Raw genomic sequence first — 23,381 nt, 5'->3', positions numbered from 1 at the left:
TAAAGCAAGTTTATACATATATCTGTATAAAAGCAGGCATTACAGTTCTTTAGAAGTTTTTGAGACCCCACAAAAAAAGCGAGCCCTAAACAGAGCCCGCCTTTCATTAAACCACCCTTAAAACGGCTTAAAGCGTCTTCAACAACTCTTCAACGGCACGTTCTAATTGCGGATCCACGTTCTTGGCTTTATATGCCGGTGGATTAAAGACCTCAATATCAGGTTGTGCTGGGGTAAAGTCCATGTTGGCGTCCGATTCTTTCACCCACCAGCCTCTAAACGGCATTCTGATAATGGAGCCATCGACTAAGCGCTCAGCACCGGTACTGATAACCGCGCCAAAGGTCGGGCGGCCAACGAGTTTACCAATATCTAATGACTTATACGCATGAGCAAAAATTTCAGCGTTTGAGTAGCTGTTTTCGTTGCTCATGGCGATCGATGGTTTGGTCCATGCTGACAAAGGTAAACGTTCAGAGTAGGGGTATTTATCTCTGAATTTCTTCTGGTCTTTGTCCAGATTGTCAGTCGCACCGCGCGGGATCGTGTAAGCGTGTTGCTCGACGTTTAATACCGCCATGAGGTAGTCGGTTGTCCAGCCACCACCGTTGTAGCGTACGTCAATGACGATACCGTCTTTGCCGTAACCGGCGGCCATTAGTTCACGCTCAAAACGTTCGAAGCTGGTCCAGTTCATACCGCGAATATGCAAGTAGCCTAGGCGACCGTTGGAATATTCTTCGGTCAGCTTGCGACGTGTTTCGACCCAGTTGTCGTACTTCTCGTCACTTAAACTTGTGGTTGGCCAAAGTACCACTTCGGTTGGCTGGTCGGCTCGATTAATATCGAGCAATACGCGTTGGTTAGCATAGCCGTTCAGCAGCTGATAAAAGTTTGCACTTTTAACCGACTGTTGGTTGACCTGTGTGATGACATCGCCGACTTGCAGGCGGCTCTCATCACGAGCGGCAGGGCTTTTATCCAAGACAGAGGTCACTTTTAAGCCATCGGCAGTGGGCACGACTTCGACACCCAGCAAACCGGTGCGGGTTTCTTGGGTGTCTTTCGGGTTTTCACCACGATACAGACCCATGTGACTTGCGTTCACTTGACCAAGCATCAAGTTAAAGATGTACTGAAAGTCTTCTTTCGTTGATGCTTTCAACGCCAGTGGACGATATTTTTCTTTCAGCGCTTGCCAGTCGTTGCCGTGAAATTCAGGATCATAGAAGCCTGCGTTCAGCGCTTGCCACGCCTCATCAAAGATCTGCGCCCGTTCGGCCATATGCTCGATGGTTTGTTGAGATACCGTCGATAGGGTTTCTGGTTCGTCCTTTTTGGTATCGACCTTCACTAAAGTGCCGCGCTCGACAAGTGCAAAAAGGCTTTTGCCATCGGTACTCAGCGATAAGCTGCGAGGGCTTTGGTCACCTTTAATGATGTGCTCTTTGTCTTCGCCATTCCACTTAATTTTGAACAGGTCTTGGTCCATCTCGAAGTTCTGGCGACCGGCACCACCGATGGTGTAATAAACGTGCTCGCCTTCTTTGTCGAACGCTAAACCAGATTCGTTACCTGCAAAACGTGTTACTTGAACAAGCCGTTTATAGATACCATCCAAATCAATCTGCATGGGTTCAACGGCTTCTTCCGTAGCGTCCGAATCGTCTTCAGATTCTTTGGCATCCGCGGTTTCCTCAACAAACTCGTCGCGTTTCCACTCCTCTTGCGAACGTTGCCAATCGCTTTCTTTTAGCCATGCAAACCAAATGTCGTAATCGCCATTGTTCCGCATGGAACTAAAGCCTAACTTGCTGCCATTCGGAGACCAGACTGGGCTGTAATCGCCTTTTGGATGCATGCTGACGTTAACGGGTTCTTGAGAGTTATCCGCCGCATGAATAAAGATTTCGCTGTTAAATGATAAGTCAGATTTAGCGTAGGCTAGCCACTGGCTGTCTGGCGACCAGCTGACACCGCTCGGTGTTGCCCAGCCGTCTAATAGCACCACGGGGTTGGTCAGTGACTGATCATCGGCTACATCTGCGACAATGAGTTTTCCACGACCTTCACGGTAAGCCACTTTTTTACCATCTGGCGACACCAAAGGCTCATGTTCTTCGGCATCTGTGCGCGTTACCGGTTCAACGGAATGCTTTAACGACCTAAAAAGGTTTGGCTCTTCAGAATCCGCTGATGTCACTGCAAAAATATCATTTTGACCATCGCGGTCAGAAACAAACAACACGGTGTTGTCGTCTAACCAAGCAACATCTCTGTCGCGTGCGGCACCCGTGGTGAGTCTGACTGAGCGCTTATCTTCTTTATCGTTGCGCTTAACAAATACGTCGCCGCGCACGACATAAGAAATCAACTTACCGTTGGGTGAGACACTGTACTCATCCAAAGCATCGGTGGTTGATTTGTTAGTGACCGGGTCAAAACGAAAGTCTGTAGGAATCGATAGGTCGAGTGATTGACGCTTGCTACCGGCTATTAATTGCACTTTATCGGCAGCTTGATAAACAAGGTGATTGGCCTGCTTATCGATGCTGAAGTGCTCGACGCCAAACTCGCGCTCATCAGTAATTTGCTCGGCGCGGTTTGACCCCAGCTTCTGCTTAAATACGTTGTATTTACCCGCGCGCGATGAAATAAAATACAACTCGTTGTTACTAGACCATTGTGGCATAAAGTCGTTGCCATCAAAGTCGGTCAATTGCTCGTATTCACCCGTTTCGGTATCGTAAATCCAGATATTGCGGTTTGCCGGACCGCGATAATCTTCGCGTGAAATGCGGCATGTGCCTCGAACAAAAGCAATTTTTTTGCCGTCAGGCGATACCACCGCGTCAAAACCGAGCGCATCCATAAAGCGGGCTTCGGTCGCATCGCCACTCGGCGCAACGCCGTAAACTTCCCATTCACGCTCAACTTCAGCGTATAAGCGACGCGTATTAAATAGTACTTGGTTATCATTACCAAACCCAAGCACACGATCAGGCGCACTATGGTAGGTCAAACGATCGGGACGACCGCCTTGGCTAGGCATCACGAACACATCGTCATTACCAAATCGGTCGCTACTAAACGCGATGGTTTTACCGTCTTTTGACCACTTTGGTGAGCTCTCATAGCCCTCGTGGATGGTTAAACGGTTGGGATGAGTACCCGACGTTGACATGGTCCAGATATCACCTTGATAACTGAAGGCGATTTGGGTGCCATCGGGGCTGATTTCGGGTTGCATGATTAGCGGTCGTTCTGGAGCTCCGTTTGACGCAGAGGCGCCAAAGGCCGCAGAAACAAGCAGGCTAGTTACCAGTCGTTTCATAGTTCAACTACCTATTTTAGTTAGAATTATTAAAATTTTGTTGATGGTAGCAAAAATATGAGGTCGGGTACGGAGGTTCAGCCTATTACTCGGTAGGTCGCGCATTTTGCGCGACGTACCATTTTTTGATTAATTAACTTAAGCGGATTGAAGTTGTTTCAAATAGTCGTCGTAACTTCCCGAGAAGTCACGCATGCCTTTGTCGGTTAATTCAATAATACGAGATGCCAGTGACGATACAAACTCGCGGTCATGACTGACGAAAAGTACTGTGCCATCGTAGTTTTCGAGTGCTAGGTTGAGTGCTTCAATTGATTCCATATCCAAGTGGTTGGTCGGCTCATCCATCACTAATACGTTGGGACGCTGCATAATGAGCTTGCCAAAGATCATGCGACCTTTTTCTCCACCCGATAAAATCGACACTGGCTTTTTGATATCGTCCTGAGAGAACAACATGCGACCCAACACGCCGCGAATGGCTTGCTCATCATGGTGTGGTTGCTTCCACTGGCTCATCCAATCAAATACAGTCATGTCCTGTTTGAACCAGTCGGCATGGTCTTGTGCATAATAACCTATATTAACGTTCTCAGACCACTTAATGATGCCATCGTCAGCGGCGTATTGATCGACCAAACACTTCAGCAGCGTGGTTTTGCCGATACCGTTAGCGCCGAGTATCGCGACCTTTTCGCCGACTTCGACCATGGCGTTCAAATCTTTTAATACGTGTAAGTCACCAAAGGATTTATTAAGTCCCTCGATCTCGAGGGCTAAGCGATACAGTTTCTTCTCTTGTTCGAAACGAATGTATGGACTCACTCGGCTCGATGCTTTGACTTCGGCTAACTGGATCTTCTCGATCTGTTTGGCTCGCGAGGTCGCTTGTTTGGCTTTTGATGCGTTAGCAGAGAATCGGCTGACAAACTGTTGCAGTTCGGCGATTTTATCCTTTTTACGCGCATTCTCATTCAGTAGTTGCTCGCGTGCTTGTGTCGCTGCGAACATGTACTGATCGTAGTTACCTGGATACACGCGTAACTCGCCGTAATCGATGTCGGCCATGTGGGTACACACGCTGTTAAGGAAGTGCCGATCGTGCGAAATAATGATCATCGTCGCTTGGCGTTCATTGAGTACCGTTTCTAGCCAACGAATCGTGTTGATGTCCAAGTTGTTGGTCGGTTCGTCCAGTAACATAATATCAGGTTCTGAAAACAACACCTGTGCGAGCAAAACCCGCAACTTAAGACCCGGTGCAAGTTCGCTCATCAAGCCAAAATGCGCCTCAAGCGGAATACCGACACCGAGTAACAGTTCGCCTGCGCGTGACTCTGCTGTGTAACCGTCCATTTCGGCAAACGCGACTTCGAGATCAGCAACACGCATGCCATCCTCTTCGCTCATCTCAGGTAAGCTATAAATACGATCGCGTTCCGCTTTTACTTGCCAAAGCTCCTCGTGACCCATGATAACGGTATCAACGACACTGAATTGCTCATAAGCGAACTGATCCTGCCTCAATTTACCGACGCGCATATTTGGGTCAGTAGATACATTGCCAGACGAGGGCTCTTGGTCGCCGCTGAGGATGCGCATAAACGTAGATTTACCACAGCCGTTGGCGCCGATCAGACCGTAGCGGTTACCTTCGCCAAATTTCACTGAAATGTTTTCGAATAAAGGTTTTGCACCAAATTGCATGGTGATGTTTGAAGCAGAAATCACGTTTACGCACCTGAATAAAAAATAGGCGCGTAATCTACGCGTTTTGGCCGCAAATGACAAAGGAAGATTGCGTTACAAGGCGTACAAATAATACAGAATAAAAAGGTCGCGCGTTTTGTGCGACCTTTAATAGTATCAAAACGACAGCTTCGTATCGTATTCGCGCAACATAAATAGCGCGATACACGCCGCTAACATTGGCCATGCGGCAAAGAACAACAAGTTATTAAAGGCGTCGAGGTATTGTGCAAACGAAGAAAATGTCGACATGCCATGCATTACCAGAATCACACCATATGTGAGTGTTTTCCAAAGTCCTGCCAAAAACGCCAGTGTTAACACAATTTGTAAGACACCCATGACGTTGGCAAGGGTTGTCGATAATCCGCTAATGCCGTAAAAGCCTTCGAACACGGCGACCGAGTGACTTGGGTTTACCAGCTTATCAACTGCCCAAATAAACATCACGATAAAAATACCGGCACGCAGGGTGAGTAGTGCCCATTGTAGTTTTTGCTCGAGTGATTGCGTCATTTTTGCTTCTCCAAAACTCGTGCCCAACGGGCACGAGAGGGTGGTGTTCGATAAGCAACTTTAGGTGCGAGTTACTCAAACTTTTTAAAAGGCCCGTCGATAGGCGTGCCAGCAATAGCATTGGTGTAGTTACTCATGGTTTTCTGAGCGAGGCCAAGCACCACATCGAGTGCATGACGTTGGCTGTAACCTGCGTTAAAGAACGTGGCAAGGTCATCTTCTGTCGCTTGTCCACGTTTCTCGAGCATCACAAGTGTGAAGTCGCGCAGAGCTCGTAATTTGCTATCGTCGAGCGCTTTTCCTGCACGAATATTGTCGGTGATTGCGTCGTCAGCACCCATTTGTTTGGCGATAGCGGTATGTGCGGGTACGCAATAGTGGCACTCATGGTAAACATTAATTGTTTGCCAAACGACCGTGAGCTCATTTTTGTCAAAGCTACTGTTCATGAACAATTCATGGCTGTCTTGGTAGGCTTTTAGTAATCCAGGCGCTTCTGCCATGACCGCATGTAAGTTAGGTAGCATGCCAAATGCTTTCTCTGAATTTTTAATGAGTGGTTTACTCTCTTCAGGAGCTGACGATGCATCGTGTAATTTAAACTCTGCCATATTCTCTCTCCAACTGTGTTGTGATTAAGCGTGTCTATGCATCTTAGGCGCTAAACCAGAGCTTAGGAAAGAATGTTCAGGTGGGTCAGTCGTTTTGGTTGTGAAAACAGTTGTTTTGAACAACAACCGGTCGCATCATCTGCCGGTTTCCCTGTAATCACTTGCAGCGATACCTGCGTAGCGTTTAAAAAATCGGCTGAATGCAGCGACTGATTGATAGCCGACTTGTTGTGCTATGGCAGTTAATGGCAACGCGGTATTGTTGAGCAACATACGGGCCCGTTGCATACGAAGCTGATCAACGAGCTTCTTTGGCGACAATCCCGTTTGTTTATGACAACGCTCCGCAAACGCACTCGGCGACAAAAACACCTGCTTTGCCATAGATTCTACGGACCAGTTCGCTGCGGGGTGTTCGATAATGGTGAACACTAAATCGCGCAGATATTTATCCTGAAGGGCCGCTAATGGACCTGTAAGCTCTTGGTGTCCGTCAATCACGGCTCGCAATAAGTGAATAGCCAGCACATCACTCAAGCGCTGTACAATCGCCGAACCGCCGGGTTCATTGCGCTTGGCCTCGGCGCGAATCATGTCAATGATCGCCTTCATTTCATGTGCCTGACGTTCGTGGCTTAGCACCAGCCATGGTGGTAGCAAACGAAACACGGTATCGGTTGTCTGAGAGGGGCTGTCAATGTCATAGCACACGACACCGTCTTGCTGGTGTTCGGGTTCACAAAAGGAAGCGAGCTCGTGTTCAGCGATATCATTCGGAACTGGGCTATAGCTAAGAAAGTGAGACACTCCTTGATTCACAAAAATAATGTCACCGGCGTTAAGCTCTAATACGCTGGGCTGCTGGGGCGACAAGCCAAACCAGCAATGACCTTCAGTGACTAGGTGCAATGCCGCTTTAGTGGGTTTATTGGCCATTAATGTCCAATCACCACAGAGTCCTGATTGAAAATGAAACTCCGTGCCTTGAGCGACTTGATTAAGCAGTAAGTCGACGCGCGCATGAATGTTTGCGAGCGGAGATGCGAGTTTGGACATGGTTAAATAACGGATGCGATGAAGATGACAGGCTCTAGTAAATCACTCAACGCGCGCTGGGTAAAGCGCTGTTGTTCGAGTAATCACGACTAGTATATAGATCGTATAAAAAAGTTACAGAGCGATTGTAAAAATAACATTTATTTTATATTGTTGCCTAAACAATAAAAAATCGACGCATTATGAAAATATTATTACCTTTAGTTCTTATAGGCACTGTGTTGGGTTTAGTACCGAGCACCGCAATCGCCGAAACCCCTCCCGTTGAACATTACGCTCATTTACCGATGGTCGCGCAACCTTCTATTTCACCTGATGGTAAACATGTTGCTGTGCTGGTCGCTAATGGCGACGGCTACAATGTAGCCGTAAGCCAATTCGGTAAAAGTGACTTGGTTACCGTCGTTGAACTTAAAGAGGGAGAGGCTCGAATTGACTGGATAGAGTGGGCAAATAATGAAAGGTTGTTGGTATCTGCGAGTTATGTTGAGTTGATTGCGGGTAGACGCTTCAAAATAGGTCGCTTATACGCTGTAAACTACGATGGCAGTGATCTGGTTGAGATTAAGCAACGCGCCTCTAAAGATGACTCTTTATCTCGGTTTAGAGATAACGCGAATGTGCTTAGCTACTTAGAAGAAGACCCCAAACACATTATTTTGCAGGGTTATAACGATCGCGAAAACTACCCAGTGGCCTACAAGGTTAATATTTACGAGAATGCCTTCGAAAAGCTATTTATTAATAGATACCAGGTATCTTCGTGGTACACCGACTCTGAGGGAAAAGTTAAACTCGGTCTCGCGTATGACGAAAATAATCCACTATTGCGTACCTTTTGGTACCGCCCCGATGAGGACCAAGAGTGGAAAAAACTGAAATCATTTGAGGTTATTAAAGACGCTGTGTTTAATCCGGTAGGGTTTGATGCAGAAAACCAGCTCGCCTACGTGCTGTCTGACTATAAAACGGGCAGACTGTCGCTGTACTCATTCGATATCGAGACCAATGAATATAAAGAGCTATTGTATACCCACCCAGAGTACGATGTGGCGTCTGTAATTGAGCGAGACGACAAAATTATTGGCGTGACTTATTTTGATGACTTCCTGCAGAAGCACTACTTTGGCGGGCAAGACGATAAACAAAGTCAGCTTATTAGTAATACCTTTAGCCAACTTGAAACCTACATTGTTTCTCGCAGTGATGATAAAACCAAGCTACTGGTATACGGCGTAACGGATGATAAGCCAGGACGTTACTATTTAGTTGATTTAGCCCAAGGTAAAGCGACGCCGTGGTATAGCGAGTATCCATACCTTGTCGAAAAGCAAAACGCGAAAGTCGAAAATTTCTCACTTAAGACCGATGACGGGCTGACTATTCATGGCTATTTAACGAAGCCAATTGATTCGTCTACGGAAGCGCCATTGATCGTTTTCCCTCATGGTGGTCCTGATGCACGTGATTACAAATATTTTAACTATGCGGTTCAATTCTTTACTAGTCGAGGATATGCCGTTCTGCAACCAAACTTCAGAGGCTCATCGGGCTATGGAAGCCGCTTTGAGGTTGCAGGTTACGAGCAGTGGGGCTTAAAGATGCAGGACGACGTCATGACTGCGGTTGATTGGGCAGTTAACCAGCCTGGCATTGATGGCGATAACATGTGTGTTGTGGGTATGAGTTATGGTGGATATGTCGCATTGACGGCAGCGCACAAGACCCCAGAGCGATTTAATTGTTTTGTCAGTATTGCCGGAATCAGCGACTTAAATCGAATGGTCGAATATGATGGTGCATTTGAGTTTCTAAGTGCCGTGCGCTCTGAAACTATTGGCGATTACAAAGACGAAGCGGATGCGACGCGCATGCGTGAAAACTCTATCATTAACCATGTTGAGAAAGTAAAACGACCTATTTTGCTGATTCATGGAGCGCTTGATACACGCGTTCGGATTGCCCAATCTGAGACGCTGTACTCGGCGTTAGACAATGCCGGTAAAGAGGTTAAGTATGTTGAGCTCGATTTCGGCTCGCACTTTTTAGACCGCGAACCTAATCGTATTAAAGCGTTCTCAGAAATTGAGACGTTCCTAGACAAGCATTTATAACGAGCAAAGGGCATTTAGGGTGACTAACCCAAATGCCCAGTCTTGACCCAGATAACGGTTTCTTCATCCACGAACGGGTGGTGAACGCTCATATGTGGGTTACGGAGCCAGGTTTCTTTCGGATAGCGACCGTGTTCATCACAAAACTCGCCGGACAACACAAATATTTCTTCGCCACCGAGGTGCCTATGAGGCTTGAATCTCTCATTGTGTGGCCATTTTACGAGTGCGACGTGTTCGGTGCCGTGACTATGCAACGGCATCACCTTGAGTCGGCCTTGACCGGCTAGCCAGTCCGTCTGCTGAGTATTAACTCTGACTGTGGCGGTATCATCCTGTTGGAACTGGTGGAGTTTTACCAATAGTACGCAACCCTCTTTACTAAAAGGGGCATGGCTACTGCCGGGCGGGTTTCTGAGATAGGTACCCGCTGGATAGTCACCATATTCGTCAGAAAATACACCTGACAGCACCAGTATTTCTTCACCCAGTGGGTGTGAGTGGGTATTAAACGATGCGCCGGGTTTATATTCAACGATACTGGTTGCGCGACCTCGCTCAGCCTCTTCTCGTTCGAGTAGTTTACGCTTCACGCCTGCTGAGGGGCTATCGATCCAATCTTGTTCTGAAGTATTAATGACAACACGTTGCTGAAAATCTAAATTTAACACAATGACTCTGCCGACTGACTAACGGGACTAAGTCAATTACGCAAAAAACATAATATATGGCTCACTTTGATTGCTAATTATATTATTTTTCATTTTTCCTGCGATGTTAAAAATATTTGACATAATAAGGCGATGAATCTAATCTTCGAGTGTTAACTATTTTTAACATGATGGGTGGGTTATGGCATTTCGTGAAAAATCAGCATGGCTGATGTTAATCATTACGTTATTGGTCGGTGGCGGTCTTACTTTTGAGGTTGTGCAGGGCTTTAATTCAACAAGCCAGTGGCCGCCAGCGGTTTCGGTCTTTACACAGTTAACGATGGGGCTCATTGTGTTGAGTATTATCGGTCAGATCGCGTTAGCGCTTGTTGATCGTAAGTCGGCGAATCGCCCCGCAGATGAACGCGAAAAAACGATTCAACAACGTGCGGATGCCTATTCTGGTATCTTATTAGGCGTACTCATTGTTTCTAGTTTAATGACGTATTTGGTGCATCAACACGGCGATCTTCTGTTTTTGATGGCATTGTTGAGTTTAGTGGTGGCGCAAGCTGCGGAGTACCTTGTAGAAATTATCGGCTATCGACGGGGTTATTAATATGTTGCCCATCGATAACTGTGTGCGTGCTTTGCGCGAACAACACGGTGGAATGACCCAGGCCGAACTTGGCGACAAGGTCAATTTAACGCGTCAGACCATTGCGGCAATTGAACAACGACGTTATTCACCCTCACTCGAAACAGCATTTCTGATAGCGCGCGTTTTTGGGCAGCGCCTTGAAGATGTGTTTTGGTTTGATGACAGTCGGTAACTGAGTTCTCTAGGTGCTAGATTTAACGCGTGATAGATCACTAACTGTTACATAAGTACGATAAGCACGGAGCGCTATATGATTATAAAGATGCTTGTTCTAACATGGGTTGCTGGCTTTACAGCTTTTTTAGGGGCTCTGTTAGCCAAGTGGGAAGGCTCGGCTGAGTCTGCTAATAAGCAAAAGTTAGTTCACGGCGTTGTCGCCATAGGTGGTGGGATACTTCTTTCCGCCGTTATGTTTGCGCTGCTGCCTGAAGCCAACAAGAACTTGCCCGTCTGGGCAGTTGCGACTGCCTTCATGGCAGGCGGGATATTGTTTTGCTGGGTCGACCAGTGGCTAGCGAAGCAGGCAAGCCAAGCGTCTCAACTACTGGCAATGTTACTCGACTTTATCCCAGAGGCACTGAGTTTGGGGGCGATGTTTGCAATCAAACCCGAGTTTGGCATGTTACTGGCGCTATTTATCGGCTTACAAAATCTTCCTGAAGGTTTTAATGCCTTTAGGGAACTCCAAGGTTCTAAGTTGTCAGAGAAAAAGCGCTTAACGGGCTTTTTCCTTGTAGCGTTTATCGGTCCTATCGCAGCACTGACTGGGCATTGGGTTCTTTCTGACTATACCGAGGCGACAGCCGTTATCATGGCAACGGCTTCAGGTGGTATTTTGTATCTGATCTTTCAAGATATTGCGCCGCAATCGACCATGCCACGTTATTGGACGCCCCCGCTAGGTGCCGTATTTGGATTTATTATTGGTTTAGTAGGTAATCAGTTACTAGGGTAAAACAAGGAAAGGTTAAGTGAAACCAAGTCAAAAAGGTCTACGCAGAATCATTAATGCGAACCGATATTCGTTTCGCGGTTTGGTCGCGGCGTTGAGAAGTGAAGCTGCATTTAGGCAAGAGTGTGCATTACTTATTATTATCATTCCAACACTATTATTTGTGCCAAGCGGACTGATAGCCAAGCTATTACTTATTATTACTTACGGCATCGTGCTTATTACAGAGCTACTTAACTCCGCCATTGAAGCGGTTGTTGATCGTATTGGTCCTGACTTCCATGAGCTGAGCGGGAAAGCAAAGGATATTGCCTCAGCAGCGGTTTTTATTTCGATTCTACTGATGTTAATTACGTGGGTGAGTATCTTGTTTTTAGCCCCGACCTAAACCGTTTAATCGAATTTATCGTAAGAACGACTTTAACAAACCGAAAGGAGTAGTTTCCATGGCCAAAGTGTTGTTGATTACAGGCGCCTCCTCGGGGATTGGCGAAGCCACCGTTAAAGAGGCGGTAAAGCAAGGTTACAAGGTTGTGGCAACCGCTCGCAGTGAGGATAAGCTGCAAGCATTGGCAAATGAGTTGGGCGCTGAGCACGTATTACCTATTGCGGCCGATGTAACGGACTATCAGCAACTGGAGCGTGTGGTACAGCAAACCGTTGATCAGTTTGGCCAACTGGATGCCGTATTTGCTAATGCGGGTAAGGGATTGAATGCTGCAGGCACTGAAAATGGCGACCCTAACGAGTGGCGCGAAATGATTGATCTTAATATCAATGCTTTACTCTATACCGCCAAACTTACTTTGCCGCACTTAAAGAAATCCACGGGTCACTTTATTATGACCGGTTCGGCAGCAGGGCGCACCGCGATTAAAGGCTCTGTTTACGGGGCAAGCAAGTGGTTTGTGCATGGCTTCGCCCAGAATTTAGCGGAAGAAATGCGCGAATGGAGCGGACGCTGTACTGTTATCGCACCAGGTATGGTCAACACCCCGTTCTTTGATGAGCCAAAGCCGGATAAATTAGACCCTCAAGATGTGGCCGACGCGGTCTTACATGCGCTTAATGCGCATCCGCGGAACTGTGTTCGCGAAGTGTTTTTAATGCCCGGGTACTAATGCCTATCAATACAGAGAAACAACCTATCGCGTGGAAGAGGCTGCTGATTTTCAGTGGCCTCTTTGTTGTATTAACGGCGCTCGGTTTTTACAGCATTCAGCAGTTTTTCCAAGGTGCTGAGCTTCAATTTGATAGTCAGTTGCTGCAACCTACGGTGCTGCTCAGTTTACTGGCGTTACTTATTGTCTATTTCGCCAGTGACGGATTGCGCCTCTACTTTACTTTAAGAGCACTGGGGTATCGGGTGCCGGCAGCGCCAATGACGCGACTGATTTTTATTAATATGTTTTTTTCCAATGTCACACCGATGGCGACCGGTGGAGGCTTTGCGCAAGTGTGGTATTTGGCGAAGCAGGGTGTGCCGGTGGGACGTGCGACGGCAGCAACCACTATTCGGACTGTGTTGGCGGTGATTTTTATCTTCACATTCACGCCGGTGTTATTGCTGACACTGCCTGCGCTCTCTGACTCAACGCTATCTAAAGGCATTGGCGGCTCGCTTGCTGTATTGGTCACCGCTTACTTAGCATTTTTTGCGATGGTGCTGTTCAAAACCCATTGGCTGATTGCGCCGATCAATGGCGTGCTTAGATTGCTCACGACAGTCAATTTAATGAGTGCACATAAATGTCGTGTGCTTGGCTTTTGGAGCAAACGTGAAATGCTCCGCTTTGCCGACAGTTTTCGAGATTATTGTAAGGGCAAGCCGCTCTATGTATGGGGTTCTGTGTTTTTCACGGTTGTCTTTTTATTAAGCCTCTTCAGTTTCCCCGCTATTTTATTATGGGGACTCGACTATACGGTGCCTTATTGGCAGTCCGTTGGTCTTTTGGTGGTGACCACCTTTGTCATGTATTTTGCACCAACCCCGGGAGCATCAGGTGTTTCTGAGGGGGTTTTCGGTTCATTTTTTGCGCAGTTTGTGCAAAGTAATCATTTATTATTAATTATCTTTAGCTGGCGCTTTATCACGATTTATTTGGGCATGCTGATTGGCATGGTGACGTTGCAGTATGAGATGTTGGCAAGTCGCAGGAAGGACGCATGAATAAAAATAAATGGCTGAAGTTACTGTTTTACGTCAATGTCGCCATTGTAGCGTTGGTTATTGGCTATAAGATTTATTTGAATTTTAGCCAGCCTGAATTTGAAGTGGTGCATAGCGATCAGGTGGCGAGTATCAGTAGTCGTTTGCAAGGTGATTCAGACTATCAGTTTGCGGTACTGGGCAATATTAACAATTCGATTGGTATCTTTGAGCAGCGGATCATTCCTGAATTAAACCAAGCTGATATCGACTTTGTTGTATCCGCTGGTAATGCGGTGAGTGGTGGTGGCGAAGATAAATATCGTGCCTTGTATGGCAGTCTGTCGCATTTGAATAAACCCTATTTGCTCACTTTTGGTGATAATGAATACGACGAATTTGGTAGCTTTCGCTACTACGAACATTTCGGCCCTCACTTTTTTAGCTTTGTAGCAGACAGCACGCGTTTTATCTTTTTGGATAGCACAGGTAAAACGCCATGGCAGTGGCAACTGCGTTGGCTGACGGATATTTTACGCGCGGATGAGTCAAAGCACCGCTTTATTTTTGTATCTCACCCGCCTGTGCAGCCTAAGAGCGAGACCTTGTTTGCGACGGATGATGACTTTTTACAGCCGCTGGGCTTTCGCTCGGGGCTATTGCAACTGGTTGAGCAGCACTCGGTTGACGCGGTATTTTCCAGTCATCTATCGATTTACGATAAGGTGATGTACAAAGGCACGCCATTTTATATTACAGGTGGCGCAGGTGGCTTAGTGCTCAATCACGATAATAGCTTCTATCACTATTTGATGGTGCATGTAACAGATGCCGGCATCGAGGTGAATGTGAATGAGCTTGAAGTCGGTCAACATCCGGTGCTCAAAATACTCGAAAGCCTCTGGTTCTTTATTTACTCGTTGCTCTACGCAGGCTACATCAACTTTATTCTTATCGTAAGCGCACTGCTACTTGTGAGCGTAAAGCTGTATCAAATGGTGTTCGTGGGTAAGTCTTATTATCCTGATTATGATATCGATCCAAAACCATGGTTAAGTAAGCCACTGAACATCGTGATGTTCACCAACAACTATTTACCGTTTATCGGCGGTGTACCTATTTCTATCGAGCGCTTAAGGGTGGGCCTGAAGCATCTCGGACATAAAATCTCGATCGTGGCACCCAAATACGCGAATGCCCGTACCGATGAAGCGCATGTTATTCGTATGCCTAATTGGTTCTCATTTGGTGAAAACAGTGAATTCCAGTTCGCGCATTTATTTTCACGTGTAGTTAGACAAAAGGTAAAAGCACTCAAGCCTGATATTATTCATGTGCATCATCCGTTTTGGATAGGCTCGCTCGGTGTTTACATGGCCAAGCGTTTGAAAGTGCCCGTGGTTTATACCTACCACACACGGCTAGAACACTATGCTCATTATGTCATGCTGCCGGGTAACTTATTTCGGAATATCATCGCGCATATTATGGTGCGCCGCTTTGCCAACAAATGCGATAGTGTCATTGTGCCGACCCAGTCGGTTGAAGAGTATTTACGAATGATTGGTGTAACGCGACCTATCTATGTGCAACCAACAGGCATTGAGTATCAGCGCTTCCAAAAAGTCAGCCGCGATAAGATTGATTCAATCAAAACATCACAGTCCATGAGTGACGACGAATGTATTTTGGTGAGTGTGGCGCGTCTCTCTGATGAGAAAAATATCGACTTCATGATAGACGCGATGGTCGATATCCGTAAGCGTGCTAATAAGCCTGTGCGCTTGCTGCAAATCGGTGAAGGGCATCAGCGCGACTATCTGCAACAGCGGATTGATGACAATGGACTGACTGATTGTGTTCAATTAGTGGGTGCCGTTCCACCTAAGGATATGCCGGAATGGTATGCGTTGGGTGACTTATTTGTGTTTGCCTCGCAGTCTGAAACCCAAGGCATGGTTATCCTTGAGGCGATGGCTGCGGGTATGCCGGTTGTTGCTGTGCGCTCGAGCGGTATAGAAGATGTCGTCGAAGATGATATTAACGGCTATAAAACGCCTGCAAAACAAGACCGTTGGAGTGAGCAAGTGGTTAAGCTCATCAATGACGATGAGCTGCGTGAGCGACTCGGTAAACAGGCGCTTAAGTTTGCTGCGGATTACTCTGTAGAGGCGTTTACTCGCCATGTTGAGTGTGTTTACGGCGAAACTTTAGCGCGATTCAATAATAAGGATAAGCGCGACTAACGATAAAATACTATAGAATCTCTATACCTTCGCATTTGTAGTGGCCAATTAACGTGTCTTGTTGCAGCACGCGGCCAGTTAGATCAAACGCGAAAAAATAGGTTTCGGTACGGTCGCCAATTTCCACGCTTTTTAGCCCGATACACTCGTTCTGTCGGCCGGGAACAAGTTTGATAGAAGATACGCCGCGCTCAGGATGACGTTGACCGACCTCAATGACTTGAATATGGGAAAAGTCCTCACTGCAAATGAACAATCGGTTGTTACCACATTCACGCTCATCATGTTCGGGGTCAAACGGTTGGTTGGATAACTTACGTGGAAAAAATAGCCATTTTTTTAGAACGGGGTGCCACTCCGCCGCCTCGTGAATAATATAACCTTCGCCAGAGACTCCTGCTGCTTCGCGTATTTTTTGATAGTTTTCGTGCCAGTTGACACTTTGCAAACCGTAGTGACGACCAATCACCTTAATCCACTCTTCTTGTGGACGTTTACCATGACTTCCGATGTAGAGGTGATTGTCTTTTAAGGTAGCCCACTCGCTTTTAAAGCCCTTGAACTCTTCGTCTCCACTGCCAGTCATCAATATCTGACGAGGAACTAACTGACTAAAGTTGCGGACCTCACATACAAGTCCCGTTCGATCATCAAAAGTAAGTAAGTGCTTACCAAACTGAACGAGTTCAGAGAACTCCGCCCCCCGATCACCTTCAGCGATCAGTGAAACTAAAGAATATTCATGGGTATCGTCTGGAGGAAGGTCATGGAAATGATATTGCACATCACCTGTAGCTGAGTCGACTTGACGAGCCACTTCATCAATCCGTAAACGTGAGTGCCAAGCCGATTGCCCATCTTCTAATTGAATTTTAGACGATTGGTCCTCATCGGTAATAATTGCAACTTGATAATGAGTCTGCTTATCGCTGTATCGTTCGAAACGTTGCCATTCTGCGGCCTTAGGTTGACTCATGACTCCTCCTTTAGAAACTCGGTTTCGTTACCGTCTGCATTTAATTGTCGGATACGCGACGGAGCACCGTCCTGATCAAAACTGACCCAGCCGATACCGGAGTGATTCCAGAGTCGCTCACCGGCATCACGGCCGGTCGGCAGCCGTGGCGACACGGCGAAACGGCGTCGTTTAGTTAGCCAGTTGAGAGGTGAACGCGGGGAGTAAAGCCACCGATTCATACGGTCGAGCCACTCTAATAATGTATTCGGGAACTCGTTTTTAACGCCACTACTGGTAATTTGCCATATCGATGATTCGGCTTTTTCGCGCCGTAACTGCACGTCGTATACAAATGAATAGTGCACGTCACCCGACAGAATCGTGAACTTTTGCGGTGTGCGTTTATGGGAAAAGATATTGAGTAGGGTATTGGCAGCACCGTTGTGCGCCATCCAGTTTTCAGCATCAACAACCAGCGGTTTACCCAACGCGGTAAACACCGTTTGGATCGCTTCTATTAGTTTCACGCCAAATATCGGTGCAGGGGACACTAAAATCACAGCCTCTTCATCCATAATTTGGTGCTGCATCTCCATTAAAGATTCCCAATCCATTAATCCCGATGGTTTGCGGATACTACGCTCACTTCGCCAGCGACGGGTGCGGGTATCGAGCACAAGAATTTTGGGTCGCGTATTAAGGCTGAACTGCCACTGCTCCCAGTCCAGCAGTTGCTCGATAAGTTGATCGTGCTCTTCTGGTTGCTCAGTTAATGGCTTTTCAAGTAATTGTGCAGTGGCATCCATAAGGGGGGTTACCACTTCGGGCTGGTTGCCCCAACCTTGAAAAATTAAATAGCCCCACAGCGCGTTGCCGACAATACGTTTTGAAAAAGGATGGTGATAGGCCGTAAGCTCCCAGGCGGCGGATAGATTCCAGTCGTCGGTTACGTCGTGATCGTCAAACATCATGTAATTGATGCTGTGGGCCATGGCACGCGCTGCTTGTGGCAATGTTTTAACGAATTCATCAATGGCTGCCTGTTCATCGGTAAAGCGTTTTTGTTGTTCTTGGTTTAACTGCGACGGCTGTTGCACTTTGATTACACGCCACGGCGTGGGTGACCAACAGAGGATATACATGGCGAAAACTTCAGCGGCCGTGATCAGATGGTTACCCGCATGTGCTGAGGTAAAAATCGGTTTTTTCACGCCACCAAAAAATTTCTCAGTCAGGGGTTCGTTGGCTTTCGTATCCGGTAGCAAAGATTGGCGGCTATAATAGCCATTTGGGTGTTGAATTAAGTCATCCAGTTGATTCAGTTGATCATCGGGCAAGGTCTCATCAGATAGCTTTAGTACATCAATTAACGCGTGTATGGATGCCAACATTGGGCCTGCGACATCATCAACGTAGACTTGATCCCCTGTGTGCAGAAGAATGCCCGCGCGTTTCGAGGGGCGATCGAGGTGTGCCTCAATCTCTTTATCAGCACGCGATAGCCCATCACGGGCGGGGTGATGAGGTCGCCGGCATGAACCATGAAGCAGCTGGTCAATCGTCTCTTTATAAACAAACTGCGGACATGTTTGCCCTGAATAAAGCAAGAAGTCGTGTTGGTCTGATAAACGCTCGTTTTCGGTGGGCCAAACTAGGTCGTAACCGATTCGTTGGTTGTGGGCAAGCGGCTGAGTAGGCTCGACCCTTATCAATATCACATAAGCATGCTTGCCAATAGCAATGACTCGGTCTGTTTGTTTGATATCGACCGGCGTCTCATCGATACTACATTCCACCTGAGGAACATGGTCACTTTTCGTGACTAGCCATAAATAAAAATGATCAGACTCAACATGCCGAACTAAGGGGCCGCAGAGTAATTGCGGTAAGTCTTTTAAGGTCGATTCATTCTGCATTTTGGCTTTATCTCAAGTTAGGCATATTCGGTCGAAATACTGTTCTATCAAAGTTTCGCAATTCAGGACAGTCTGTTAACTTAATAGTTACAAAATAACAACAAAGGAACTATCTATGAAATACGTACTCAGTGCTGTCGCTGTTAGCGTACTTGTCGCGTGCTCTCCAGCACAAAACGATTCGTCGCAAACAGCTGAAACTCAGCAAGTGGAAAAGCAACAAGCGGAGTCGATGCAAGTGAAGTACCCAGAAACACGCAAAGGGGATACCGTCGATACTTATTTCGATACGAAAGTGAAAGACCCGTATCGTTGGTTAGAAGATGATCGAAGTGCCGAAACCGAAGCGTGGGTAGAAGCGCAAAATGAGGTTACCTTCAATCATTTAGAAAAAATCCCGTTCCGCGAGAAAATTGAAAAGCGCCTGACGGAGTTGTGGAATTACGAGAAAGTCAGTGCACCATTTAAGGAGGGTGACTACACCTACTACTACAAGAACGATGGTTTGCAGAACCAATACGTGGTCTATCGTAAGAAGAACGATAGCGATGAAGAAGAAGTGTTCCTCGATCCCAATACTTTCAGCGAGGATGGAACAACGTCATTAGCACAACTGACCTTTAGTGAAGATGGAAAACTAGCAGCTTATTCGATTTCTGAGGGCGGGAGTGACTGGCGTAAGATTATTGTCATTGATGCTGAAACGAAAGAGCGTCTTGAGGATCCATTGGTTGATGTGAAGTTCAGTGGTATCTCTTGGAAAGGTAACGAAGGGTTCTACTATTCAAGCTATGATAAGCCGGAGGGTAGTGAGCTCTCGGCAAAAACTGACCAACATAAGCTGTATTACCACGAGTTAGGCACATCACAGAGCGATGACGAATTGGTATTTGGTGGTACGGACGCGCAGAAGCACCGCTATGTAGGTGGCTATGTGACAGACGACAATCAGTTTTTGGTGATCTCTGCCGCTAACTCAACATCAGGCAATAAACTCTTTATCAAAGACTTGAGCAAAGAGGATGCGCCTCTGGTCACTGTGGTTGACGACTATGACTCAGATGTGTCGGTGTTAGACAGTGAAGAAGGTAAACTCTTTATCGAGACCAATCGTGAGGCGCCTAACGGCCGTGTCGTAGTCGTTGATGCTGGAGCGCCACAAGAAGCGAATTGGAGCGACTTGATCCCTGAGACTGAGCACGTACTCAACCCAACCACCGGGGCAGGCTACATTTTCGCGGAATACATGGTGGACGCGGTCTCGCAAGTGAAGCAATTTGACTACCAAGGTAAAGAAATTCGTCAAATTGACTTACCGGGTGTCGGGAGTGCAGGTGGTTTTGGCGGTAAAGACGACGCTGAAACGTTGTACTACTCATTCACTAATTACAGCACGCCACAAACCATTTATGCTTTGAATCCAGATACGGGCGAATCAACCGTTTACGAAGAGTCCGGCGCGGATTTCGACTCCAGTAACTATGAGTCGAAGCAGGTGTTCTACACGTCTAAAGACGGTACTCAGGTGCCCATGATCATTACCTATAAAAAAGGTACGGAACTCGACGGTAGTAATCCAACGATTCTATATGGCTATGGTGGCTTTAATATCAGCTTAACGCCTTCGTTCAGCATCGCAAATGCGGCGTGGTTAGAAATGGGCGGTGTTTATGCCGTTGCTAACCTGCGCGGTGGTGGTGAGTATGGTAAGGCTTGGCACGACGCCGGTACGAAGATGCAAAAGCAGAACGTTTTTGACGACTTTATTGCTGCCGCAGAGTACTTGATTGATGAAGATTACACGTCAAAAGAAAAGCTTGCTATCCGTGGCGGTTCCAATGGTGGCTTGTTGGTTGGGGCAACGATGACACAACGTCCTGACTTGTTTGCGGTTGCTCTACCTGCCGTCGGCGTTTTGGATATGTTGCGTTATCATACCTTCACTGCTGGCGCAGGTTGGGCCTACGACTATGGTACAGCAGAGGACAGCAAAGAGATGTTCCAATACCTGCTGAACTACTCGCCCGTTCATAACGTAGAACAAGGTGTGGAGTATCCAGCAACATTGATTACTACAGGTGATCACGATGACCGTGTGGTACCTGCGCACTCATTTAAGTTTGCCGCAGAGTTGCAGGATAAAGCAGGTGGTAATGCACCGCAGCTGATCCGTATCGAAACAAACGCGGGACATGGTGCAGGCACGCCTGTATCGAAGACCATTGAGCAGTATTCGGATATTTTCGGCTTTACCCTATACCACATGGGTTATCAGTCGCTACCAAACGAATAGGAGGCGTAATGAGAGCAACATTGTTAGCTTCAATCGCTATCGCATCAGGCGCTTTATTATTAAGTGCCTGTAGTGCAGAAGAGTCACATACTCAGTGTACTTCTGCGCCACAGAGCGAATGGATGGACCAAGCTCAGTTTCAGCAAGGCCTGGAAGAGCAAGGTTATAAAATTAACGAGTTTAAAGTCACCGAAGGTCAGTGTTATGAGATCTATGGCTTTAACGCTGACGACCAAAAAGTAGAAATTTACTTTAATCCGGTTGATGGCAGCATCGTTAAACAAGAAATGGAATAAGGTACAGAGAGCGTTATGCAAATTTGGGACATCGGTATTCGTTTGTTTCATTGGAGCATAGCGCTCGTTTTTGTACTGAACTATTTCTTACTCGAGCCGGGTGAAACAGCCCATCAAATAGCTGGTTATTACGCATTTGCTTGGCTTATTTTCCGCGTTGTCTGGGGCTTTTTAGGGCCTCAACGAGCGAGGTTTAGTGACTTTCTTCCAACGCCCTCGCGCATTAAAACTCACTTCACACATTTAAAACAACGTCAGTTACCTCGAGACGCCGGGCACAATCCTCTAGGTGGAGTCGTTATCTTTCTGATGATGGTGTTATTGGCGTATCAAGCGACGACAGGATTTATGCTTGAGGAAGTGGACGCTTTTTATGGTAGTAGTGCGCTAGAGTATTTACACGAGCTGGGTGCGCACACTTTGTTTGCTTTAGTCTGTTTGCACGTCGTTGCTGTTATCTTTATACAATGGTGGGGGCGCATTCAATTAATACGCCCAATGATCACAGGTCGGCGCGACTAAGCGTTCTGTGCTATTGACTGAATCTTAGCGACAATCGCTTTAAGCCCATTACCACGGGTCGGCGTAATGTGATTTTCTAAATCCAGTTCTTTGAAGTAACCATCAATATCAAACGCTAAAATTTGCTCAGGTGTCTTATTGTGAAATGCCGCTAATACGAGTGTCAGTAAGCCTTGTACGATGACTGCGTCACTGTCCACTTGAAACAGTAAACGGCCGTCTTTTTGCTCAGCAATGAGCCACACGTTACTTTGACAACCCCGCACGATAAACTCGTCTTTACGAAGCGCCTCTGGGAGACCCGGCAAGCCCTTACCGAGGTCGATAATATACTGGTAGCGTTGCTCCCAATCATCTAAAAACTCGAGATCTTCAATGATTTCGTCAGTGCTGGGTAGATTCATCTTCAAGTCGACCTTTATTGATTGCAAACAATTAAAAGAATACGCCTGCTTCAAGCTGTGCTTCTTCGGACATCATGTCGCGCGACCACGGTGGATCAAATACCAAATTGACTTCAACTTTCTTCACATGGGGCACTAAACTTAGGCGATACTCGACATCACCGACGAGCACTGGGCCCATACCGCAACCGGGCGCCGTTAGCGTCATATCAATATCAATGCGTTGCGCATCTTGATCGATGTTGACGGCATAAATCAGCCCTAATGAGACTAAATTGATAGGGATCTCTGGATCGAAAATAGTCTCGAGTGCTTCCCATACTTGGGACTCACTAATCTGGCCATCAGCAGGCGGTTCGAAGTTAAGCGTCTGCGGCTTACGACCAATCGCATCGGCGTCTGTGCCGTCAATGCGCAACATGTTACCCATCCAAGTCACGGTGTAGTTGCCACCCAAGTCTTGGGTTATGTTGACGAATTCGCCTTTAGGAATAACCTTAATTTCGCCCGAGGGTACTTTGCGACATTTGACTTCGCGTTGGGTGGTGACCATTTTTTGTTGCATGAATCAGTACCTATTCCTGCACGCTGAAGCTTTCACCACAGCCACACTCATTAACCACATTGGGATTATTGAACTTCACCACACCATTAATGCCTTCTTTAACGTAATCAATTTCGGTATTACGAAGGACATCAACGGCATCTTTAGCAATCGCCACGGTGAGTGTGTCGTTAACTTGCACCAGTTCATCATCAGCCTCAGCTTCAGGAACCGCATTCAACACGTATGCATAGCCAGTACAACCGCTCATCTTGGTCGACAAGCGCAGTATCGCGCCAGGTTGATCAGCTAGTTTGCCCTCAAAATGCTTAATAGCGGTTGGGGTCATGCTAATGAGTTGTTGATTAGGTACAAAAGATTCGACAGACATAATTTACCTCCTGTCG

22 protein-coding genes are annotated in these 23,381 nt (G+C 46.8%); 11 read left to right on the top strand and 11 right to left on the bottom strand.

What is annotated here, in order from left to right:
- Positions 1–127: 127 nt before the first annotated feature.
- The 5 genes from B2X00_RS09380 to B2X00_RS09360 all read right to left on the bottom strand — a co-directional run bounded on the left by B2X00_RS09380 (position 128) and on the right by B2X00_RS09360 (position 7,266).
- The gene (locus tag B2X00_RS09380; RefSeq protein ID WP_290487294.1) at positions 128–3,334 is read right to left on the bottom strand and encodes a S41 family peptidase; all 3,207 of its coding nucleotides are present in this window, start codon (positions 3,332–3,334) and stop codon (positions 128–130) included.
- Between the two features lie 138 nt (positions 3,335–3,472).
- A complete protein-coding gene (locus B2X00_RS09375; protein WP_287830524.1) occupies positions 3,473–5,065 on the bottom strand; it encodes an ABC-F family ATPase in 1,593 nt (530 codons plus the stop codon).
- Between the two features lie 135 nt (positions 5,066–5,200).
- Positions 5,201–5,599 carry a hypothetical protein gene (locus B2X00_RS09370; RefSeq protein ID WP_290487293.1) on the bottom strand — a complete coding sequence of 133 codons (399 nt, stop codon included), beginning with the start codon at positions 5,597–5,599 and terminating at the stop codon, positions 5,201–5,203.
- A 71-nt stretch (positions 5,600–5,670) separates the two neighbouring features.
- Entirely contained in the window at positions 5,671–6,210 is a 540-nt protein-coding gene (locus B2X00_RS09365; protein ID WP_290487292.1) for a carboxymuconolactone decarboxylase family protein, read from the bottom strand.
- A 135-nt stretch (positions 6,211–6,345) separates the two neighbouring features.
- Positions 6,346–7,266, bottom strand: coding sequence for an AraC family transcriptional regulator (locus tag B2X00_RS09360; RefSeq protein ID WP_290487291.1), 921 nt, complete (start codon positions 7,264–7,266; stop codon positions 6,346–6,348).
- A gap of 182 nt (positions 7,267–7,448) precedes the next feature.
- Between B2X00_RS09360 and B2X00_RS09355 the strand changes: the two genes are divergently transcribed.
- A complete protein-coding gene (locus B2X00_RS09355; protein WP_290487290.1) occupies positions 7,449–9,380 on the top strand; it encodes an alpha/beta hydrolase family protein in 1,932 nt (643 codons plus the stop codon).
- 23 nt (positions 9,381–9,403) lie between these two features.
- Here the strand turns inward: B2X00_RS09355 and B2X00_RS09350 are convergent, their stop codons facing one another.
- A complete protein-coding gene (locus B2X00_RS09350) occupies positions 9,404–10,051 on the bottom strand; it encodes a cupin domain-containing protein (RefSeq protein ID WP_290487289.1) in 648 nt (215 codons plus the stop codon).
- Between the two features lie 181 nt (positions 10,052–10,232).
- Here B2X00_RS09350 and B2X00_RS09345 point away from each other — a divergent pair, with 181 nt between their 5' ends.
- The 7 genes from B2X00_RS09345 to B2X00_RS09315 all read left to right on the top strand — a co-directional run bounded on the left by B2X00_RS09345 (position 10,233) and on the right by B2X00_RS09315 (position 16,041).
- Positions 10,233–10,652, top strand: coding sequence for a hypothetical protein (locus B2X00_RS09345; protein ID WP_290487288.1), 420 nt, complete (start codon positions 10,233–10,235; stop codon positions 10,650–10,652).
- 1 nt (position 10,653) lies between these two features.
- Entirely contained in the window at positions 10,654–10,866 is a 213-nt protein-coding gene (locus tag B2X00_RS09340; protein WP_071462883.1) for a helix-turn-helix transcriptional regulator, read from the top strand.
- Positions 10,867–10,944: 78 nt separating this feature from the next.
- Positions 10,945–11,649, top strand: coding sequence for a ZIP family metal transporter (locus B2X00_RS09335; protein ID WP_290487287.1), 705 nt, complete (start codon positions 10,945–10,947; stop codon positions 11,647–11,649).
- Positions 11,650–11,665: 16 nt separating this feature from the next.
- Entirely contained in the window at positions 11,666–12,034 is a 369-nt protein-coding gene (locus B2X00_RS09330) for a diacylglycerol kinase (protein ID WP_290487286.1), read from the top strand.
- Positions 12,035–12,092: 58 nt separating this feature from the next.
- Positions 12,093–12,767, top strand: a complete 675-nt coding sequence (locus B2X00_RS09325) for an SDR family oxidoreductase (protein WP_290487285.1) — start codon at positions 12,093–12,095, stop codon at positions 12,765–12,767.
- Positions 12,767–13,816, top strand: coding sequence for a lysylphosphatidylglycerol synthase transmembrane domain-containing protein (locus B2X00_RS09320; protein WP_290487284.1), 1,050 nt, complete (start codon positions 12,767–12,769; stop codon positions 13,814–13,816). The genes B2X00_RS09325 and B2X00_RS09320 overlap by 1 nt, the downstream gene beginning before the upstream one ends.
- Positions 13,813–16,041: a glycosyltransferase gene (locus B2X00_RS09315; RefSeq protein ID WP_290487283.1), complete on the top strand. Its 2,229-nt coding sequence runs from the start codon at positions 13,813–13,815 to the stop codon at positions 16,039–16,041. Before B2X00_RS09320 ends, B2X00_RS09315 begins: the two co-directional genes overlap by 4 nt.
- A 10-nt stretch (positions 16,042–16,051) precedes the next feature.
- Here the strand turns inward: B2X00_RS09315 and B2X00_RS09310 are convergent, their stop codons facing one another.
- Together B2X00_RS09310 and B2X00_RS09305 are read right to left on the bottom strand one after the other, a co-directional pair.
- On the bottom strand, positions 16,052–17,017 hold the full coding sequence (locus tag B2X00_RS09310) for a hypothetical protein (protein WP_290487282.1): 966 nt from the start codon (positions 17,015–17,017) through the stop codon (positions 16,052–16,054).
- Positions 17,014–18,915: an alkaline phosphatase family protein gene (locus B2X00_RS09305; RefSeq protein ID WP_290487281.1), complete on the bottom strand. Its 1,902-nt coding sequence runs from the start codon at positions 18,913–18,915 to the stop codon at positions 17,014–17,016. Before B2X00_RS09305 ends, B2X00_RS09310 begins: the two co-directional genes overlap by 4 nt.
- Before the next feature lie 115 nt (positions 18,916–19,030).
- Between B2X00_RS09305 and B2X00_RS09300 the strand changes: the two genes are divergently transcribed.
- From B2X00_RS09300 to B2X00_RS09290, 3 genes are read left to right on the top strand one after another with little or no spacing between them, the layout of a single operon-like run.
- Entirely contained in the window at positions 19,031–21,208 is a 2,178-nt protein-coding gene (locus tag B2X00_RS09300) for a prolyl oligopeptidase family serine peptidase (RefSeq protein ID WP_290487280.1), read from the top strand.
- Between the two features lie 8 nt (positions 21,209–21,216).
- On the top strand, positions 21,217–21,504 hold the full coding sequence (locus tag B2X00_RS09295; RefSeq protein ID WP_290487279.1) for a PepSY domain-containing protein: 288 nt from the start codon (positions 21,217–21,219) through the stop codon (positions 21,502–21,504).
- A 15-nt stretch (positions 21,505–21,519) separates the two neighbouring features.
- Positions 21,520–22,026 carry a cytochrome b/b6 domain-containing protein gene (locus B2X00_RS09290; protein ID WP_290487278.1) on the top strand — a complete coding sequence of 169 codons (507 nt, stop codon included), beginning with the start codon at positions 21,520–21,522 and terminating at the stop codon, positions 22,024–22,026.
- Here B2X00_RS09290 and B2X00_RS09285 read toward each other — a convergent pair.
- The 3 genes from B2X00_RS09285 to B2X00_RS09275 are packed head-to-tail and all read right to left on the bottom strand — an operon-like array spanning position 22,023 to position 23,365.
- Positions 22,023–22,430 carry a SufE family protein gene (locus B2X00_RS09285; RefSeq protein ID WP_006953982.1) on the bottom strand — a complete coding sequence of 136 codons (408 nt, stop codon included), beginning with the start codon at positions 22,428–22,430 and terminating at the stop codon, positions 22,023–22,025. The genes B2X00_RS09290 and B2X00_RS09285 overlap by 4 nt on opposite strands.
- 31 nt (positions 22,431–22,461) lie before the next feature.
- Positions 22,462–22,995 carry a putative Fe-S cluster assembly protein SufT gene (gene sufT / locus B2X00_RS09280; RefSeq protein WP_290487277.1) on the bottom strand — a complete coding sequence of 178 codons (534 nt, stop codon included), beginning with the start codon at positions 22,993–22,995 and terminating at the stop codon, positions 22,462–22,464.
- A gap of 10 nt (positions 22,996–23,005) precedes the next feature.
- Complete coding sequence (locus B2X00_RS09275; RefSeq protein ID WP_006953979.1) at positions 23,006–23,365, bottom strand: HesB/IscA family protein; 360 nt, start codon at positions 23,363–23,365, stop codon at positions 23,006–23,008.
- Positions 23,366–23,381: the final 16 nt, after the last annotated feature.

This window comes from Idiomarina sp. UBA3162 (genome assembly GCF_002364475.1).
GTDB lineage: Bacteria > Pseudomonadota > Gammaproteobacteria > Enterobacterales > Alteromonadaceae > Idiomarina.
The sequence above is the reverse complement of the archived record's forward strand: the minus strand, read 5'-3'. Positions and strand labels throughout refer to the sequence as shown.

Excerpts from the sequence above, each read along its gene's own strand:
- B2X00_RS09315 (WP_290487283.1), top strand. The coding sequence starts at position 13,813 with ATGAATAAAAATAAATGGCTGAAGTTACTGTTTTACGTCAATGTCGCC.
- B2X00_RS09380 (WP_290487294.1), bottom strand. The coding sequence starts at position 3,334 with ATGAAACGACTGGTAACTAGCCTGCTTGTTTCTGCGGCCTTTGGCGCC.
- B2X00_RS09320 (WP_290487284.1), top strand. The coding sequence starts at position 12,767 with ATGCCTATCAATACAGAGAAACAACCTATCGCGTGGAAGAGGCTGCTG.
- B2X00_RS09355 (WP_290487290.1), top strand. The coding sequence starts at position 7,449 with ATGAAAATATTATTACCTTTAGTTCTTATAGGCACTGTGTTGGGTTTA.
- B2X00_RS09365 (WP_290487292.1), bottom strand. The coding sequence starts at position 6,210 with ATGGCAGAGTTTAAATTACACGATGCATCGTCAGCTCCTGAAGAGAGT.
- B2X00_RS09340 (WP_071462883.1), top strand. The coding sequence starts at position 10,654 with ATGTTGCCCATCGATAACTGTGTGCGTGCTTTGCGCGAACAACACGGT.
- B2X00_RS09370 (WP_290487293.1), bottom strand. The coding sequence starts at position 5,599 with ATGACGCAATCACTCGAGCAAAAACTACAATGGGCACTACTCACCCTG.
- B2X00_RS09300 (WP_290487280.1), top strand. The coding sequence starts at position 19,031 with ATGAAATACGTACTCAGTGCTGTCGCTGTTAGCGTACTTGTCGCGTGC.
- B2X00_RS09335 (WP_290487287.1), top strand. The coding sequence starts at position 10,945 with ATGATTATAAAGATGCTTGTTCTAACATGGGTTGCTGGCTTTACAGCT.
- B2X00_RS09325 (WP_290487285.1), top strand. The coding sequence starts at position 12,093 with ATGGCCAAAGTGTTGTTGATTACAGGCGCCTCCTCGGGGATTGGCGAA.
- B2X00_RS09305 (WP_290487281.1), bottom strand. The coding sequence starts at position 18,915 with ATGCAGAATGAATCGACCTTAAAAGACTTACCGCAATTACTCTGCGGC.
- B2X00_RS09285 (WP_006953982.1), bottom strand. The coding sequence starts at position 22,430 with ATGAATCTACCCAGCACTGACGAAATCATTGAAGATCTCGAGTTTTTA.
- B2X00_RS09310 (WP_290487282.1), bottom strand. The coding sequence starts at position 17,017 with ATGAGTCAACCTAAGGCCGCAGAATGGCAACGTTTCGAACGATACAGC.
- B2X00_RS09275 (WP_006953979.1), bottom strand. The coding sequence starts at position 23,365 with ATGTCTGTCGAATCTTTTGTACCTAATCAACAACTCATTAGCATGACC.
- B2X00_RS09345 (WP_290487288.1), top strand. The coding sequence starts at position 10,233 with ATGGCATTTCGTGAAAAATCAGCATGGCTGATGTTAATCATTACGTTA.
- sufT (WP_290487277.1), bottom strand. The coding sequence starts at position 22,995 with ATGCAACAAAAAATGGTCACCACCCAACGCGAAGTCAAATGTCGCAAA.
- B2X00_RS09360 (WP_290487291.1), bottom strand. The coding sequence starts at position 7,266 with ATGTCCAAACTCGCATCTCCGCTCGCAAACATTCATGCGCGCGTCGAC.
- B2X00_RS09295 (WP_290487279.1), top strand. The coding sequence starts at position 21,217 with ATGAGAGCAACATTGTTAGCTTCAATCGCTATCGCATCAGGCGCTTTA.
- B2X00_RS09290 (WP_290487278.1), top strand. The coding sequence starts at position 21,520 with ATGCAAATTTGGGACATCGGTATTCGTTTGTTTCATTGGAGCATAGCG.